This window comes from Paenibacillus sp. GXUN7292, assembly GCF_050864975.1.
GTDB lineage: Bacteria > Bacillota > Bacilli > Paenibacillales > Paenibacillaceae > Pristimantibacillus.
This window is the reverse complement of the sequence record NZ_JBOZWO010000014.1, coordinates 116,886-134,899: the sequence shown is the minus strand read 5'-3', so window position 1 is coordinate 134,899 and position 18,014 is coordinate 116,886. Positions and strand designations below refer to the sequence as shown.

The 18,014-nt window shown below is 45.5% G+C and carries 12 protein-coding genes; 11 read left to right on the top strand and 1 reads right to left on the bottom strand.

Annotated elements, in window-relative coordinates; all coding sequences use genetic code 11:
* The first annotated feature begins 24 nt into the window (after positions 1-24).
* The 5 genes from ACRRU2_RS13820 to ACRRU2_RS13800 all read left to right on the top strand — a co-directional run bounded on the left by ACRRU2_RS13820 (position 25) and on the right by ACRRU2_RS13800 (position 6,645).
* A complete protein-coding gene (locus tag ACRRU2_RS13820; protein WP_432502435.1) occupies positions 25-933 on the top strand; it encodes an ABC transporter permease in 909 nt (302 codons plus the stop codon).
* A 33-nt stretch (positions 934-966) separates the two neighbouring features.
* Positions 967-1,839, top strand: a complete 873-nt coding sequence (locus tag ACRRU2_RS13815; RefSeq protein WP_432502433.1) for a carbohydrate ABC transporter permease — start codon at positions 967-969, stop codon at positions 1,837-1,839.
* An 80-nt stretch (positions 1,840-1,919) separates the two neighbouring features.
* Positions 1,920-3,545, top strand: coding sequence for an extracellular solute-binding protein (locus tag ACRRU2_RS13810; protein ID WP_432502431.1), 1,626 nt, complete (start codon positions 1,920-1,922; stop codon positions 3,543-3,545).
* 85 nt (positions 3,546-3,630) lie between these two features.
* On the top strand, positions 3,631-5,385 hold the full coding sequence (locus ACRRU2_RS13805) for a hypothetical protein (RefSeq protein WP_432502429.1): 1,755 nt from the start codon (positions 3,631-3,633) through the stop codon (positions 5,383-5,385).
* Between the two features lie 54 nt (positions 5,386-5,439).
* Positions 5,440-6,645: a Gfo/Idh/MocA family protein gene (locus ACRRU2_RS13800; protein ID WP_432502427.1), complete on the top strand. Its 1,206-nt coding sequence runs from the start codon at positions 5,440-5,442 to the stop codon at positions 6,643-6,645.
* A gap of 432 nt (positions 6,646-7,077) precedes the next feature.
* Here the strand turns inward: ACRRU2_RS13800 and ACRRU2_RS13795 are convergent, their stop codons facing one another.
* Entirely contained in the window at positions 7,078-7,422 is a 345-nt protein-coding gene (locus tag ACRRU2_RS13795; protein ID WP_331700499.1) for a hypothetical protein, read from the bottom strand.
* 880 nt (positions 7,423-8,302) lie between these two features.
* Between ACRRU2_RS13795 and ACRRU2_RS13790 the strand changes: the two genes are divergently transcribed.
* The 6 genes from ACRRU2_RS13790 to ACRRU2_RS13765 all read left to right on the top strand — a co-directional run bounded on the left by ACRRU2_RS13790 (position 8,303) and on the right by ACRRU2_RS13765 (position 18,011).
* Positions 8,303-10,528: an AraC family transcriptional regulator gene (locus ACRRU2_RS13790; protein ID WP_331700497.1), complete on the top strand. Its 2,226-nt coding sequence runs from the start codon at positions 8,303-8,305 to the stop codon at positions 10,526-10,528.
* Between the two features lie 165 nt (positions 10,529-10,693).
* On the top strand, positions 10,694-11,629 hold the full coding sequence (locus ACRRU2_RS13785) for an ABC transporter permease (protein WP_432502424.1): 936 nt from the start codon (positions 10,694-10,696) through the stop codon (positions 11,627-11,629).
* A gap of 80 nt (positions 11,630-11,709) precedes the next feature.
* On the top strand, positions 11,710-12,576 hold the full coding sequence (locus ACRRU2_RS13780; RefSeq protein ID WP_331700495.1) for a carbohydrate ABC transporter permease: 867 nt from the start codon (positions 11,710-11,712) through the stop codon (positions 12,574-12,576).
* Between the two features lie 102 nt (positions 12,577-12,678).
* Positions 12,679-14,235, top strand: coding sequence for an extracellular solute-binding protein (locus ACRRU2_RS13775; RefSeq protein ID WP_331700493.1), 1,557 nt, complete (start codon positions 12,679-12,681; stop codon positions 14,233-14,235).
* 26 nt (positions 14,236-14,261) lie between these two features.
* On the top strand, positions 14,262-16,793 hold the full coding sequence (locus ACRRU2_RS13770; protein WP_432502422.1) for a DUF4855 domain-containing protein: 2,532 nt from the start codon (positions 14,262-14,264) through the stop codon (positions 16,791-16,793).
* A gap of 312 nt (positions 16,794-17,105) precedes the next feature.
* Complete coding sequence (locus tag ACRRU2_RS13765; RefSeq protein ID WP_331700491.1) at positions 17,106-18,011, top strand: ABC transporter ATP-binding protein; 906 nt, start codon at positions 17,106-17,108, stop codon at positions 18,009-18,011.
* Positions 18,012-18,014 lie beyond the last annotated feature (3 nt).

The window sequence follows — 18,014 nt, the reverse complement described above, 5'->3', positions numbered from 1 at the left end:
ATATGTTGGAGGTCAGACGCGACAATGAGAAAATCTTTTCTTCACGCTTACTGGAAGCACAAATACTTAACTTTCTTATTTATTCCAGCCGTGATCTATTACATTGTGTTTCATTATGTGCCGATTTACGGAATCATTATTGCCTTCAAGTCTTACAAATTTAGTTTAGGTATTTGGGGAAGTCCGTGGGTCGGACTAAAACATTTTGAGGAATTATTTACGGTCGGCAGCTTTTGGCAAGTTTTCCGCAATACGTTTTTATTAAGTTTTTATAAGCTTGTCTTTGGATTTCCAGCACCAATCTTGTTCGCCTTACTTCTTAATGAAATTCGGATGGTTTTATTTAAAAGAGTTGTGCAGACGATCAGTTATTTCCCCCATTTTTTATCTTGGGTTGTTTTAGCGGGACTTGCACTGCAGTTTCTATCCCCAGGCACGGGTCCAATTAATCTTATTTTACAAGAACTAGGGATGAAACCGATTTTTTTTCTAGGCAGCTCGGATTGGTTCCGCCCCGTCCTTGTTATTACAGATATATGGAAGGAACTTGGTTGGGGAACCATTGTTTATTTGGCCGCGATTTCTGGAGTAAACCCGGAAGAACACGAGGCAGCAACAGTGGATGGAGCGAATCGTTTTCATCGTATCTACTACATCACATTGCCTGCGATGGCTCCGGTTATTACGATCATGTTGATTTTTGCCATTGGGAGGTTAGTTAATGATGACTTTGATCAGGTGTTTAACTTACTTAACCCGGCAGTTATGAACGTGGGAGATGTATTAAGTACGTATACGTATCGAATGGGATTAGTGAATATGGAATATAGCTTTGCTACTGCAGTCGGATTATTCAAAAACATTATCGCTTTTACAATGATCATCACGGCGAACGCTATTGCCAAACGGATAAATGAATATGGTCTTTGGTGATTTTACGCTGAGGGATAGACAGGGGGAAACATTATGCTAGCAAGCCGAAAGTGGAACTGGTTTGATTGGGTTAACATGTTATTTATGATCGCAATATGTGTTGTAACGCTCTTTCCATTTTTACATATGTTATCGCTTTCCCTTAGTACGGGGAATGTGTCATTGACGCAAATTAGAATCATACCAGAAGAATGGACACTTTCTAACTTTAAAAAGGTGCTGACAAACGAATATGTCATTGGCGGCTTTATAAATACGTTGATACGAACAGTTTTAGGTACAATCCTGTCATTATTAGTAACCATTTTTGCGGCTTATCCGTTATCCAAACGATATTTTCCAAATCGAACATTTTGGACCTTATTTATTGTGTTTACGATGTTTTTTAGTGGCGGGTTAATTCCGAACTTCTTACTCGTGAAAAACCTTGGATTAATGAACACCACTTGGGCTCTTATATTACCAGGTCTGATTAGTACATTCTCGATGATCATCGCGCGTAATTATTTTATGTCTCTCCCAGACAGCTTGGAAGAATCGGCTAAAATCGATGGCGCAAATGACCTGTTCATTTTATATAAAATTATCGTACCGATATCGCTGCCAATCATTGCAACGCTAACGTTATGGACGGCCGTCGCTCACTGGAATGCTTGGTTTGACAGCATGATTTACATGACGGATTCCAAAAAGCACGTATTGCAAATCGTGATGAGGCGAATCGTTCTGGAAGGTACGCAAGATATGTTGGATGTTAATACGTTGGATGATCCGAATGCGATCGTGAATCCAGAAACAATTAAAGCCGCAACTGTTATGGTCACGATTATTCCGATTATATTGTTCTATCCATTTGTGCAAAAGTATTTTGTTAAAGGCGTATTAGTTGGTTCTTTAAAAGGGTAATGCTGAACGAAAGCACGACACTTACTAGTTAAGCTTAGTAAGTTTTATGCTATATATGAAACGAGGAGGTCAAAAGAAACATGGGAAAATTTAAGCGAAAAGGGATTGTGGGAAGTATTGTATTCATTCTTTTATTAGGATTGCTTGCTGGGTGTGGGAGTGAACCGGCCAAAGAGCCAGCCAAAGAACCAACGAAAGAACCAGCCCCAACAGTGGAAGGAACAAATACAGCGGCGACACCGGAAATGAAGGTTGCAGAAAAGATTAAGATTTCCTGGGTAGCCGGACAATCGATGCCGGTGGATGAAGATGCTGAAATGGTAAAATACTGGGAGGAGAAATTGAATATAGAGTTAGATGTTTGGAACATTGAAAACACGAACTATACAGAATTATTAAATTTAAAATTTGCTTCTGGGGACATCCCGGATCGGATGGCCGTTAGAAGTGTTGTCGATTTGCAAAAATATGCAGATCAAGACATTTTGGCCGAAATTCCGCTGGATATGTTAAAAAAACATGCACCGAATACTTATGCGAAAACGGAGGAAGCTTTCCCGGACGCTTTTAATTACGCTAAAATAAACGGTAAACTTTATGGAATTCCCACTTTAAATTTTTATAACAGTGAATTTCGAAGCCCGATTGTATGGAGAGGGGATTGGCTTAAAAATGTAGGGATCGATAAAGCGCCAGAAACGTTGGAGGAATTTGAGGATGCGCTCCATAAAATTGCCAACGAGGATCCGGATAATAATGGGAAAAAGGATACGTATGGCCTTTCCAGTACGGCCTTAAATATGATTTACGGAGCATTCGGTTATATTCCTGAAATATGGTCGGAAAAGGATGGCAAACTTGTATATGGGGCTGTACAACCCGAAATGAAAGAAGCGCTGTCACTTTTGAATAAATGGTATGATGATGGAATAATCGATCCCGAGTTTGTTACGGGTGAAAACAAAGGGGGGTACTGGGCACTTTCTCACTCCTTTATTAATGGGCAGATCGGTCTAAGTAGTATAGGGTTGTTTTATCACTGGAAACCTATATTATTCGAAGGGGACGGAGCATCCCATAATTTCCTGGAATTGCAGAAAGTAGATCCTAAAGCAGCAGATGCGTTGTTACACGGCCTTCCCCCTAAGTCTAGCGATGGAAAAATGGGTACTGTACAAGGAAGCCCTATTAGTAAATTCATTTCCTTTGGTAAACATCTGGAGAAGGAGCCCGAAAAATTAGCAAGAATATTAGAGGTTATCGAAGAGATCAGTGCCTCTACTTACGAAAATTATGTAACTGCGATGTACGGGATTGAAGGAAAACATTGGGAGTTCGATGCGAACAAAATGCCCGCATTGAAAAATGGCTTAACAAGTCAGGATTTGGAGAAGATGGGTGCCAACAATGTGATGGAATCACTGGAGCTTCCTGAGTTTACTGCCATCCGTAACGAAATTTCGGCGAATTGGGCTACTGACAATCATTACGCAGAAGGCGGGATGGTTAATAAATTACTTGCACCATTACCATCACAAGGAAAATATTTGACAGAACTGAATAAGATTAGAGAAGAAGCTTACATTTCCATCATTACAGGTGACAAGCCAATCGACTATTTCGATGATTTCGTTAAATCATGGAGAAGTAATGGCGGCGATAAATTAGAGCAAGAAGCAAACGAATGGTGGCAGAGTATTCAGTAGTTCAAATGTTAGAGGGGATAATATGGCCTGGAGCGCCAAGCTCTGGGTCATATTCATTTGATAGGAATAGGAGAGGAGTAATGAAATGGCGATTGAATTGCATTGTACAAAAGGCCATGTTAATGCCACTGAAGCCGCAAGAATATTAAAGGAGCGATTGTCGGAGATTGTTGGGTATGAACTTAAACTTCATGTTGATTTTATCGAAATGGACAGCAAAGGTTACGTACTGAAACTCACTGCGTTGCAAGGTGGCGACGGTGTTAGAGCTACAATTGGGGCGAACACAACTCGAAATTTCATTGCGGGGACAGGGGGACTATTAGAACGCTTGCTTGCCATAGCGGGCGAAGAGGTTTCAGATGAAGTAAGTGACGCAACCTTCGGTATTCAGTTTGGGGAATGGGAGGAGACGCCTGAATTAGAGGATAGAATTCATTATATGCCCGGCCATTTCGGTAATTCATTTGAAGTGTGTTGGAGTGGGGAAATGCAACGCTATTTGGAAGATTTGGCTTTAGCGGGAGCTAGCGGGTACGGCGATTGGTTCGACCCTAATGATATGCCAGATCCGTATCATCCGCACGTTTATCATAGCAGTTCTATGTTTCTTTGGAACCGAAAGAAGGAATGGCTTGCCATTAGTCAACGGCTTGGTCTCGATAATCTGCTTGTCATAACACCAAACATTGGCTTTGTAGACCAGATGAGACCCGAATGGGTAGGCGTCCGCGATCATGATAAGAGAGTGCAAGGACAAGTGCTCTGTCCATCTAACCCTGCAGCTCGTGAAATCATGATGGATAATCAAAGAAGGTTATTTCTGGATTTACAGTCTGCTGGAATTCATATCGATAAAGTGGTATTTGCCCCTTACGATGATGGAGGATGTGCTTGTGCAAAGTGTCAACCTTATTATCCGGTGTTTCTTAACTTAGTAAATGACGTTCAGCATGTGCTTCGCGAATTTTATCCACAGTTAAAGGGTGACATATGCGGATGGTGGACCTCTGCTGAGGAAAGAGAGCAGCTCCAACAATTTATCGAAGGGCCAGCTAGCGATTGGTTTAGTTCGTTTCAGTTTAGTGCGGCATATGACGTGTTTGAATTACCTCTTAATCTTCGTTCGATGATCGGTGATCGTATGTCTTTGGGGTGTTTTTTACACATTGGGTTTTCCCACGATCGCCGAGATGTTTATACGAAAACGGGGGTTCATAGCGCTGCTGAGCGCATTCGTTCTGTAATTGGTTCCTTCACTTCGCAGCAATGTACAGGGTTTATGACCTACAATGAATCGTTTGGGGATCATTATAATGCATTTGTAGCGAGTCGGCTAGGTTGGAAGAAGACAGCGGACCTCTACCAAATAGCCACTTTTTATGGCCGCTTGATCCTGGGCTTAAGAGGTCCATCCTTGAAAAAATTAGTTGACGTACTACTAGAAATGGAGTTTTTAGACACTTCACGTGCTGCAAGCTGGGTAAATTCACTAGAACAAATTAAACAGAATGTACATACTCATGCGGAACAACCGTGGGCGTTTGAACACATCTTAATAAAAGCACAATTGCAGAAACTGGATTTTTCTATTGAACAAAAGTTGGAAAAGAATCCGGTGGGGTCCAATAGTAAAACTGGCTTTTCTGAAATGGAGCAAAGATTAAAATTAAGTGAGAGATTATATCGTCATGTGTATGGATTTGGGGTTTTAAGGCATATTCTTATCCCTGCCAGGATGCTTCCTGATTGGTACAACGTTTACATGCTGTACGTCTCTGATCCCAAAAGAAAGAATGAAGGGCTGCTCCAGAGTGGGATCATGAATGCTGAAGCTTGACTGAATAGTCAGGGGGATGCTAGCAGTATTAAGATAAACTTGGGGAGGATAAGAATGAGTAAACGAATTCGGTTGGCTGTAGTCGGTGGACGCCGCGGGGCACATTTCAATCAAGCGCTGGATGCTCTAGCAGAACGGGCTGAGTTAGTGGCCGTCTGTGATGTGCGTGAAGAGATGCTCGCTAATTGGCAAGAGATTTACCCAGGTGTGAGAACCTTTAATGACTATAACCGCTTATTGGAAGATCCGAACGTGGATGCCGTGTTTTTGGCGACTCCGCTTTTTATTCATGCAGAACAAGCAGTAGAGGCGCTGCGTGCTGGCAAGCATGTACTTAGCGAAGTTATTGCGTCACACACGATCGAAGATAGCTGGAAATTGATTGAAGCGGTAGAGGAAACAGGTTTAACCTATATGATGGCGGAAAACTATTGCTATATGCGACCTAATATGATGGTGAATCACATGTCGCAATATGGCTTGTTCGGGGAATTGACTTATGCAGAATGCGGCTATATCCATGACATACGTCATTTATTGCATTATGAAGATGGCAGTTTAACATGGCGGGGGAAGTTGCTCAAAGATTATAAAGGAAGTACATATCCAACCCATTCCTTGGGCCCGATTGCCCAGTGGATAGGTGTGAATCAACAAGGCGGGGATGAACTGGAAAGTTTAGTTACGTTTGGTTCCAAAAGCAGGGCAACCGCCAAATACTTTCACGAACATTTTGGTGAACAGCATCCTGGAGCGGACAACGAACATTGGCAAACGCCTGATTCAACCGTCACCTTGATTCGGACGAAAAAAGGGATGTTGATAGCGTTGAAGTACGATATTCAATCTGCGCGGCCACATAATATGACTCACTATACATTGCAAGGCACGACGGGGTCCTACTTGTCTTCGCGACACGCTAAAGAAGATCCGCTTATTTGGCTAGAAGGGCGGTCACCTGGCGGATCACCTTATGATAAGGAAGGCAAGACGGCAGAATGGGAATCGCTTTGGCAATACGCAGACGAATGGGAACATCCACGGTGGAAAAACCTATCTGAAATTGCTGCAAAAAGCGGACATGGCGGGGGGGATTTCTTCGTGCTTGATGAATTTTTTGCTGCAATAATTGAAAAACGCAAACCCGCGATTGATGTTTATGATGCGGTCACTTGGAGTTCTGTTTTTCCATTGTCCATTCAATCGATGGCCGCTGGAGGTCAGTCGGTGCCGTTTGTAAAGTTTCACAAGAACAAGTAGAATTGAGCTTTCGACACTGTTATAAGCTGATTTCTTGAATGTTGCAGTTGGAAATGTTGTAGTATAGAAGCTTTTTAATTGCTGGGAAACCGATCTAGTCTCTCATGCTATTTGAAATCGTGACTTATTTACCACCATGAGATGAGAGTTTTAGATTACGTAGAATTGGTATTGAATGGTCACGGGAGCCATCAGTAAGTATGGCTCCCGTGAATGTCGATTATTTATTTTGCCATTCAGCGACTAATATCTTATGATACAGCATACTTACAAATATTGTGTCAGTAGCTAGGAATGAAGAGATCTTGCTGTTATTTTGTATTTCGTACGGTAACCACCGGTATGTTTCTTGAACATATTGTTAAAGTAACTTTGGTTATGATAACCGACTCGGATCGCTTTTATGTGAGTATGGTGTCTATTGTGATGATTTTAGGACTTTGATCTATGCAGCAGTTTTATTATTTCTTGAAATTGTTTTTCAGACATTTGTTGAGATTGAAGAATTGCATTTAGCTTATCCTCTACTTTTTCTAATCGAAGTTGAGTTGCTTTTTGTACTTTCTCGGAATCCTTTTGTGTTTTGGAGTTATCTATTACGACTAAAATGGTAAGGCCTGCACTAAATATCGTTAACCCTCTAGCTATTTGATTCAAATCTAGTTGATTAATTGCAAATAGGCAATCAGCAAATCCTGCCCCTATTAATAAGCCACCGATAGTTAAAATCCCATTCCATTTCCATTTTTCTGGGATTTTATTTAAGGTCTGTTTCATCAAGTAATCTCCTTAAGCTAGCTAGTATTATAACAATGATTGTGAAAACAGGAATTTAGAATAATAAAAGAAGAAACATGGATATTACAATCAGATATATTATAACAAATAAACCTTGAAAAAGAGGAATACATTGTGCCTTACTACTAATACTCGACCAATACTATGAGAAAAGACACCGTGTTAGGTTGGAATGGCAATCAATTTGTCTTATTGCATCTCAAAGACAACTAAAAAAAACCATGAGAGAAATTGCGATTGCTGAAAGACGGATGGAGAACTGTTATCCAGAAGGTGAAAGGAGTTATGGTTTACGAATAGCTGGAGCGAAAAAAAGAAGGAATTAAAGTCCATAGACCCAATTCGAATGAATGAGCTTGAAGCTGTTGCTGAATTAGTCAATGCCATCCATCAAAGAAGAGTAGAGTTGGGATGGACTTCATCAAGAGTCTATTGCTCGCATCGAGAATGCGGGACCGTTACCCGTCTTGATACTGTTAAGCTAGCACTAGCAATGGGTATGAAACTAAGCTTACATGGAATGTAAGAAGCCGCATCCGCTTAGTGTAGGCTAAAACAAGTAGTGATTTTTTATTATGGGCTCCCTAAGGTGACATCAAAACTGCAGCTACACCCGTAGAAAGTCGCGTGGCGTGATCTTCGGATAGGGGTTCAACTTCCCTCACCTCCACCATCATGAACACCATCCGCATGAGGATGGTGTTTTTGCTTGATCAATAACATGCAGAACGGGGCGGAAACGTAAAATCAGAACTTGACGGACAAATGAGGACTAGGCAAATAGGAAGGGGCTGCTATAAGATAAAACATACTAGTCAAAAGAGAACTTCAATGACGAAGGGGAAAGGGGTTATCAGTTATGTTCAGATCGACATCTTGGCGCATATTTGTGATCAGCGGCATTTTCTTCGCAATTACGATTATTCCGTTTTCGTTGTTTCTGGCTAACCAATTTTCTCAATACGCATACACTCAGGTGGGAACTTTCAATCAGGACCGTATCGATGAAATGGCAGAGCAGACGGAGTTTATGCTGGCCAAGCTGAAATGGTACAGCCTGAATATGTATGAAGATCATACCGTTCAGAGCTGGATATATGCCTCTGCCGAAAATCTGCTGCAAAATGCCGGTACGATGCGGGTATTAACGAAGTATTTATCAAATGAGCCTTTTATTGAATCCGCTTACTTATTCAGCATGCGCAAACGTGAGGTTATCGACTCCAAAGTTGGACTGCTCCCGTTTGAGGAGTTCGCCGATCAGCCGATGCTGCAGCTGATCGAGCGTGATCCCGGTTCCTTCCTCCGCTACTTCGATCACAAAATAGGAAAAAACTCATATTTGGCGCTCCAGCTTCCTTCGACTCCTGTGCAGAAAAGCCGCGACGGGTATCTTGTCGTCTTGTTCAACAAGAAGGAGCTGCAAAAGCATTTGATATCGGGCGGCGGAAGGGCGGATGCGCTGTTCTCCATTGTAGATGATCATGGCAAGTTGATCTTGGGGGAATCGGATGAGCGGCTTGAGGAGAGCATCAGCGGCGTCCGAACAGGATTGAAGCAGGGATCATTCGAGCTGAACCGTGACGGAGGGAAAGCGTTCGTTAATTATGCCCGTCTTGATTCGCTGGGGTGGACCATTGTATCCATCACGGAGATGAAGCAATTCCGAGAAAAAGCCGATGCGTTCAAAACTGTCATTATTATTTGCTCGCTGCTGCTGCTTGCGGTGCTACTCCTGATCGCCTATTGGAATTCACGCCGTTTCGTCGGACCCTTCCGCCGGCTGGCGGATCAACTGCAGCGTAAGCTGGGTGTGAAGGGGGAGAACGATTATGGCGTCATTGAAAAGGGTGTCGTCATGCTTCGCGATCATTACCCGCTGATCAAGACCGAATATTTGCGGCAGTGGCTGCTGCAGGGCCGGTTAACCGACAGCGCCAGAGCGGCGATTGCCCGTGAATCCGGCCTGCTGGACTACGAATGGCTTCGGCTGGCCGTTGTCAAAATTGATTCCTATTATGAAATATCCGAACAGTATGATTTTGTCTCGCGCAAGCTGCTCAAGTATGCAATCGGTAATATCGCGGAGGAGCTGCTGGGCCAGCCGGAACGGCCGATAGAGGTGGTTGATTTCGGCACGGATCATCTCGTTCTGATCGTTGGCGCGGCAAGTTTCTCACCTGACGCCGATTTGACAAAAGAGCTGAAGGAACTGCGCCGGCAAGTTGCCAGATATGTCAAATTGGACGTCACGATCGCAGAAAGTGAAGCCCGCCGCGTGCACGATGATTTGCGTAAAGTATATGACGATATAAATGAACTGACTTTGTTCAAGTTTGTCAGTGGTGATGACAAAATTTACATCGAACAGGACTTTGAGCGCTATGCCGATCTGCAGGCTCCCATTGAGGAGGATGTGCATGAAAACTTGATCCAGACAATTCGCTGCGGCAAAGAGGAGAAGGCGCTGGCGATGCTGGATGAGTTGTTCGTACGCTTGCAGACGATGAAATATACCGAGTGCCAATTCCAGCTGAAGCTGCTTTTGTTTGCAATCGTCAAATCGTTCAGCAAAATGACTTCCGTTCAGAGTATTGAAGGAATCGAACATCACTTGAGGCAGTACGTCACACTTGCCGAAGTACGCGAATGGCTAAAGGAAGAGACTGGCCGGATCATCCGGTTGCTAGGCGACCGAAAGGGCTTCAACCGCAAGGAAAAGCAAATCGAGGAAATTATCGAGTACGTCCGTTACCATATTCACGACCCGATGCTGTCGGTGGATGAGATCGCAGATCATATCGCATTGTCGGCCAAGTACGTTCGGCACCTGTTTCATGAACAATACGGTTTGCCGCTATCGAATTTCATCCTGAATGAGCGGCTCTGTAAGGTTAAGAAGCTGCTGGAACAGACAAGCATGCAGGTTACCGACATTGCCGTGGAGTCCGGCTTCCAGACGAAAAGCCATTTTTTCACCGCCTTTAAGAAAGCAACTGGCATGACACCGAGCCAATACCGTGAGAGCAAGTCAGAGGAACGGACGGAGTGGCAGCGGCATATTGCTGAGAAATCGGCGAATTAGCAGGCGTTTGCGAACTCGCCAGGTTAATAACAACCAGCTGAATCCTCGCAAATCAGCTGGTGGAGAACCGAATACGGCCAATGAGAACTAGGCAAGCATTTGCTGTGAATGCTACGATGACATCGTTCGAAACCTGCAAGTGAAACAAGAAAGGAGGAACGCTTTTTGGAGCGACGAAGAAGGCTTGGCGGGACGTTCATACGTGAACTGTCGCGGAACAGATATTTGTATCTGCTGGCACTGCCCGGCATCGCGTTTCTGGCCGTATTTGCGTATATGCCGATGCTTGGGCACCTGCTCGCCTTCCAAAATTACCGGCTGTCGGACGGAATATGGGGGAGCGAATGGGTCGGATTTAAAAACTTCGAGTTTTTCTTCAACGGGAAAGATTGGCTGCGCGTGACAATGAATACGGTTTTCCTTAATGCGCTGTTTCTCGTATCCGGCCTCGGCAGCGCGGTCGTACTGGCTATCTTTCTGAATGAAGTCCGAAACAGGGCGTTCAAGCGAATCGCGCAATCGTTTATTTTTTTACCGTACTTTATTTCATGGCTTGTCGTTAGCATGATGGCGCTAACGCTGTTCGGCACATCGGAGGGATTAATGAACCGCGCGCTTGCTGTCCTAGGCTTCGAAGGTGTGGATTGGTATTTGACGCCTGGCGTCTGGCCGTACATCTTGACTGTGATCAGCGCCTGGAAGATTGCCGGATACAATTCCATTATTTTTTTGGCGGTCATTACAGGCATCTCCGCGGAATATTACGAGAGTGCGAGAATCGAAGGCGCAAGCCGGATGCAGCAGATGCTCTACATTACGCTACCGCTCATGCGGCCGATCGTGATGGTATTGGCTCTGCTTGGCGTCGGCCGTATTTTCTACGGCGATTTCGGCATGATTTACGCGATCATCGGAGATAACGGCGTACTATTCCCTACGACAGATGTTATCGACTCATATGCTTACCGCGCACTGCGGCAGTTGGGCAATTTCAGCATGTCCTCCGCGGTCATCGTATACCAATCCTGCATGGGTCTTGTTACGATTCTGATCTTCAATGCGATTGCGCGCAAGGTAGATGCGGATTCAAGGCTGTTCTAAATTCTAAAAAAGGTTCGGCGAAGCGGGAGGAGACTTAGCCAAGCAGCCTTTTTCGCCGGATGGTTTAAGGTGTGATCGATGTGAAAGAACGGTTGTTTCTTGTTTTTATGTACGCGGTACTATGTGCGTTTGCGCTGTTTTGCTTCATCCCGTTCTGGATTGTATTCATCAATTCATTTGCCGATGAATCGATTCTTCAAACGGCGGGATATCAGCTGCTTCCTAGCAAATTCAGTCTTCATGCGTATGAATTTCTGCTCTCCGGCAAACAGGTGTTCCGCAGCTACGGAATTACGATTAGTGTAACGATCGCCGGAACGGCGCTGGGTGTCCTCGTGACAGCCGCCTATGCCTATACACTGAGCCATCGGAAAGTGAAATACCGCAACATTCTATCATTCTTGACCTTCCTGACAATGCTGTTCGGTGCGGGGCTGGTCGGATTCTATATGCTGATCGCCAACTGGCTGCATCTGAAAGACTCGGTATGGGCACTTATTTTGCCTTATCTGCTTAATCCGTTCTACGCTTTCATTCTCGTCTCTTACTACCGGACACTACCATATGAATTGAATGAAGCTGCGACGGTGGACGGCGCCAATGATCTCTATATTTTCTTTCGCATTATATGGCCGATCTCGCTGCCTGCCATCGCTACGGTGAGTCTGTTCTATGCGCTGCAATATTGGAATGACTGGTATTTGTCGCTGCTGTTTATCGATAATTACAAAATGCTGCCGCTGCAGATGATGATCCGCCAGCTGATGTCCAATTTGAATGTAATGGCTTATGTGGGAGGCAGCCAGACGCAGTACAATGTCGTCGTGCCGACCTACGGCATGCAGCTGGCGATCGTCTGCGTTACGATCGGCCCGATCGTTTTTGTTTATCCGTTCATTCAGCGTTTCTTCATTAAAGGCTTGACGTTAGGATCGGTAAAAGGGTAGAAGCATTGTGGCGTGTTTGGCCGTTCGGGCTGCAGGCTACATTCGTCAATGAACGGGTCCATCCGCCTATTTTTCTTCATTTTGAAACAGGGGGAATTAACGATGAAAAGACTTTTGGTCACCACGCTTGTGCTGTTGATCGCGCTTGTCGCACTTGCAGGGTGCACGGGGAATAGCGAAGGAGAAGGGAAGACGCCCGAACCTTCGAGTCAGACCGGAGACAATAACGGCGCCGGCGGTGACAAAAAGCTGGAGCAGGTAACACTGAAAATTATGATTCCCGGCGACCGGCCGCCGGATATGGATTTGGTTATCGCCGAGGCAGAGAAGCGGATGAAGGATACGATCAATGTGAAGCTTGACGTCGTATTTGTGCCTTGGTCTGATTTGGCGCAAAAGACGCAGGTGACGCTTGCTTCCGGTGAAAATATCGACCTAATCTTTGATGCGCCGTGGCTGCACATCAATCAGATGATTGCGAGCGGTTTCTATGAGCCGCTGGACGACCTGCTGGCCGAGTATGGCAAGACGGTGCTGGAGAAACGGCCGCAGCAAATGTGGGACTACAACAAGTATGGCGGCCAAATTATGGCCATTCCGCTTGGCGTCAGCTATATGTCCGGCAATTCCTACATGGTGCGCAAAGACATTCGCGAGAAGCTTGGCGTACCGCCGATTCAAACGTATGAAAATTTAATCGCTTTCGCCTACAAGGTGAAGGAGCAGGAAAAGGGCATCATTCCGATGACCGCAGGCTCCGCCACTTATTCTTTTGTCGCTCATCACGCGTTGAACGATTACGAAACCCATGTCAGACCGACCCATGCGCTGGGTAACAGCCTGATGCTCTATTACAAAAACAATGACGGCAAAGTTTACAATTTGCTGGAGGACCGGGAGCCTATAGGAACGTGGCTGGCGAACACGCACAAATGGTTTACCGACGGGCTGATTTTCAAGGATATTTTGACGACGAAAGATTTTCACCAGCCGATTTCGGCAGGCAAAGTGGCAATCGTGACGAATGGCGCGTTCGGCATCGGCGATTCCCTCAAGAATACGTTCAAGAACAATGTGCCGAATGGCGAGTTGGAAACAGTTACTTTCTTCAGCCCGGAAAAGGGCGCGAACTTCACTAATTTTAAACAGTGGAATTTCCTGGCTGTTCCAAAGGTAAGCAAAAACAAGGAACGAGCAATTATGTTCCTGAACTGGGCGAATGAGAAGGAAAACTATGATCTGCTCTCTTACGGAATCGAAGGCAAGCATTGGGAAGCGGTAGGAGAGGACAAAATGAAGAACCTGGATACATCCGGCTACTCTGCATTCGGTTATGTCTGGCTATGGAATCCGGTCGATGAACGTACTGTTATAGGTGGCGACCCGAAGAATGATGAAATGGATGCGTTGCTTCGCGATGCAGACATGTTCACCACTGATATTTTGGCCGGCTTCGAATTTGACAGTAACCCGGTGCAAAACGAAGTCAGCCAGTACAATACAGTTGATGGGCAATATTATACGGCGCTGTTCAACGGAGTTATCGATCCGGAGGATACATTGAAGAAATTCGAAGCGGAGGCCGGTCCTGCCCTCAAAAAAATTCAGCAGGAGCTGCAAAAGCAGATCGATGAGTTCATGGCCGCGAAGGGCAAATAGAACGAGATAAAAAGGAGCTGACCAAGATGATTTCGAACAAAAAATGGGTATCGATCCTGATGGCAGCAGCTTTGCTAGTAACCCCGATTTCTGCGTGGCAGGCGACATCGCCTGTTGCGGCTGCGGCCTCAAATCAGGAGGCAGCACCATCGGCAGCGGAGCAGACGAATTTCCGCAATCTTGCGGCAGGTCTGCCGTATGAATGGTCTGAAGCGCCAGAAGCTTCACATCCCGATGACGGATACAAGCTTACGGACGGACAATACGGCGCATTGAATATGAACGACCCTGCATGGGTAGGGCATCTCCGCGGAAAAACGCGCGAAGTTGTTTTTGATCTGGGAGAGGAAAAATCGATCGGAAGGATAACTGCTCATTTTTTTCAAGATTATCCGACGAACTCAATCCTTGTACCGCTGTCGGTATCAATGTATGTCTCTGACGATAAGGAAAATTGGGGGCTGCTCTCCCATAACGCCACGCAGCTGCTTTGGGGAGAAGGCCCGCCCAGAGAGGAAACCTTTGAATGGGATGGCAGCCGGGACGGAATCAAAGGCGGGAATACGGATGGCGAGTTGGCTTATGCTCGCTATGTGAAAGTAGCATTTTCAATGCATCATGCGCTATCGGAATTCATTGATGAAATCGAAATCTTGGGTATGGACGGCAAGGTTGATGGGGCGGTAAAGGTTCCTGCTGAGCAGCCTCAGTTTTTGGAGCCTGGGGAGGCTACAGCTGGTATCCGAAATTTGAATTTGCTGTATAACGGGCAATATGCGAATGGTTTGGGCGATTGGAACAAGGAGCGGATTATCCCTAACATTAGCTATGTAAATAAAGACGGGGAGCCGATCGATTGGCTTTTTGACGGCATACTTTATCTCGGGATTGCATCGCCTGCCGGCCGCGATTTTGGGACTGGGCAAACGAATCTGGACGATTGGAATTGGTATTTAAATAAAACCTTCGCGGCAACGGGGGATATGCAGCAGTTGAACGAGGCTGCCAAGGAAGTCGGGGCCAAGCTGAACCAGCCCGATCACCAAGTCAAGGTTGTGTTAATGATTCCAAACCCTGGGGAATCCTTAACCGATTTTGGAGACATTGACGGCAGCGGTTCTTTAAACTTTAATGAGACTTCCGCGGGCAAAGAAAAAGCGTTTGAAAACAGGGAAAAAGCGGTACAGTGGTATCTGGACCAGGTCCAGCAAAAATGGCAGGCTGCCAACTACTCAAATCTTGATCTTGTCGGCATGTACTGGATGCCGGAACAAGTCGAGATATCCGAATCGGGACCGGACATGATGCGTGCTGTGACGGAAAAAGTACACGCCATGAATATGAAGGTTTTCTGGATTCCACACTCTATGGCTTACAAGATGTATATGTGGAAAGACCTCGGAGTGGATGCTGCGGCTTATCAGCCTAATTACTTCTTTGGCGGAATGGATTCCGACCGTCTAGATGATGCTACGAATAATGCAAAGCGATTCGGGATGGGAAATGAAATCGAATTTGATGACGGGATGCTGACAGATCCTGTACTCCGCCAGCGTTTTATTGAATATCTGGACAGTGGCGTCAGATCCGGCCTCATGCAAAATGGCTTCAGAGCTTATTATCAAGGCAATAATGCAGTATACAACTTAGGGGTAAGCAAGGATCCGGGTTTGCGTTTAATGTATGACTGGCTGTATCAGTATTTAAATGGTACGTACGCCATAGACAGTGACCCGGCGCCGGAGACGATGGCGGAGCTTGTGCAGGGTTATGTCGCGTCGAATGAAATCAATTCGGTTTTTGGCAATGAGTTGTTGTACCGTTTGCAAATTATCAAGCTTCTTTTGGACCAAAACAAGCCGAAGGATGCCGTATCGTATATGCAGGATTTTCTCGCTCACATACACGACCCTGCCGTGCAAGCGCAAGGACTGATTTCACCTTCGGCAGCAACGCTGCTCGATACTTATGCCCAGGTTCTTATTCAAACCTGGTCTGACGGATGGGGCCTCAGCAACCTGGCTCTTGGTCAAAGTTATACACTTTCGCGGCAGCCTAACAGCAACTATACCGATTCGGGGAGTGAACTTACGAACGGTCTGTTTGGCGGAACGGATTACCGCAACGGGCAATGGCAGGGCCATGCGGGAAGCGACTACCCAGAGGATCGAAATCGCATAATCACATTTGATTTTGGCCGCAACAAATCGATCGGGTCAATAAGAGCCCATTTTCTTCAGGATAAGGGGCCCGGCATCTATTTCCCTCAGAATGTCTCTTTTTCCGTATCAACTAACGGCCAAACCTGGAGCAAGCTTGCAACCGTTTCTCCGTCATCGGCACAAGATGCTATATCGGCTGATTTCGTGAGGTGGAGCGGGGTAACAGACGGCGTGCCAGGGAAAGCGGGAGCCGATAAGGTGTACGCCAGGTACGTCAGAGTTGAATTTCCGGTCAATGTATGGGTCTTCCTTGATGAAATTGAAGTTCTAGGCATTGACGGAAAAGCGGCCGGCGCCGTCGTTCTGCCGCCCACGCCGCCAATCGAAAAACCGTAATCCGGGCTTTACTAGAAAGATTACAACCGTAATACATCAAAGCCAGCCGCAAGAGGCTGGCTTTTTTGAAATGTAAGAAAGTTTTTGTAACCTTATATCTATACTTATATTTCATCGGTAAACGCGCCTGTCCAAAGGACGGCGGAGCCGTTTATCCTTGCGTGAAAGTGAGAGGAGTCATCCCAGCTGGTCTTCTTTTTCTGACATTTGTCATATTCATTTTGTGACAACCCACACTAATTGAATCTAGCATTATTTCAATATAATAAGGACATCAAGTAACGAAAAGAGATTAGCGGAGGTTAGTACAAAATGAAAAAGGCAATTGAATGTATAAATCTAGTAAAGAAATTTGGCGACTACAGTGCCGTTGATCATATGAATCTATCATTTGAGAAAGGTCAAATATCCGCATTGCTCGGACCGAATGGCGCAGGCAAGACAACAACCATTTCCATGATACTCGGAATGGCAAAGCCAACATCAGGAGAAATCAGAGTTTTGGGGATGCCGTCTGGAACAAAGGAATTACGGCAACGTGTCGGAGCGCTTATGCAGGATGTTAAAGCGGCAGATGGACTTACGGTCAAAGAAGTGCTTCAATTGTTCCGAAGTTATTATCGTAATCCGATGCCTCTAGAGCGATTGTTAGATATTTCGGGTCTCCATGCGGATGAGAAACGGCGCGCATCCTCCCTGTCCGGAGGACAACGCCGTAGATTGGCTTTCGCCCAAAGCTTGGCGGGGAATCCAGAGCTTCTCCTGCTTGATGAACCTACTGTCGGAATGGATATCGAGGCTCGTGGTCGCTTTTGGGACACCATCCAAGCGCTGGCAAATGACGGACGCACTGTGCTCTTAACGACACATTATTTAGAGGAAGCTGATGCTGTCGCAGATCATATCGCAGTAATCGCCAGTGGACAGGTTGTTGCGGAAGGGACTCCAGAACGTTTAAAGGCACAAACAACGCTTAGAACGGTTTCATTTCGAGCGGCGAACGCGCCAGCTGAGCAGGAATGGCTCACATTGCCCGGTGTAGAAAAAGCAGAGTGCAGCGGCGAGCGAATTCGTCTTTATGCCAAAGAGACAGATGTATTGTTATTTACACTGATGCAGTCTGAATGGGGAATTTCAGATATTGATATACAATCTGCCAGCTTAGAAGATACATTCCTAAGTCTTACAGACTCACATAAACCAACGATTATAAGATAAAAA

Coding starts and splice junctions, on each gene's coding strand:
- ACRRU2_RS13795 (WP_331700499.1), bottom strand. CDS start 7,422: ATGAAACAGACCTTAAATAAAATCCCAGAAAAATGGAAATGGAATGGG.
- ACRRU2_RS13810 (WP_432502431.1), top strand. CDS start 1,920: ATGGGAAAATTTAAGCGAAAAGGGATTGTGGGAAGTATTGTATTCATT.
- ACRRU2_RS13805 (WP_432502429.1), top strand. CDS start 3,631: ATGGCGATTGAATTGCATTGTACAAAAGGCCATGTTAATGCCACTGAA.
- ACRRU2_RS13820 (WP_432502435.1), top strand. CDS start 25: ATGAGAAAATCTTTTCTTCACGCTTACTGGAAGCACAAATACTTAACT.
- ACRRU2_RS13800 (WP_432502427.1), top strand. CDS start 5,440: ATGAGTAAACGAATTCGGTTGGCTGTAGTCGGTGGACGCCGCGGGGCA.
- ACRRU2_RS13815 (WP_432502433.1), top strand. CDS start 967: ATGCTAGCAAGCCGAAAGTGGAACTGGTTTGATTGGGTTAACATGTTA.
- ACRRU2_RS13775 (WP_331700493.1), top strand. CDS start 12,679: ATGAAAAGACTTTTGGTCACCACGCTTGTGCTGTTGATCGCGCTTGTC.
- ACRRU2_RS13790 (WP_331700497.1), top strand. CDS start 8,303: ATGTTCAGATCGACATCTTGGCGCATATTTGTGATCAGCGGCATTTTC.
- ACRRU2_RS13765 (WP_331700491.1), top strand. CDS start 17,106: ATGAAAAAGGCAATTGAATGTATAAATCTAGTAAAGAAATTTGGCGAC.
- ACRRU2_RS13770 (WP_432502422.1), top strand. CDS start 14,262: ATGATTTCGAACAAAAAATGGGTATCGATCCTGATGGCAGCAGCTTTG.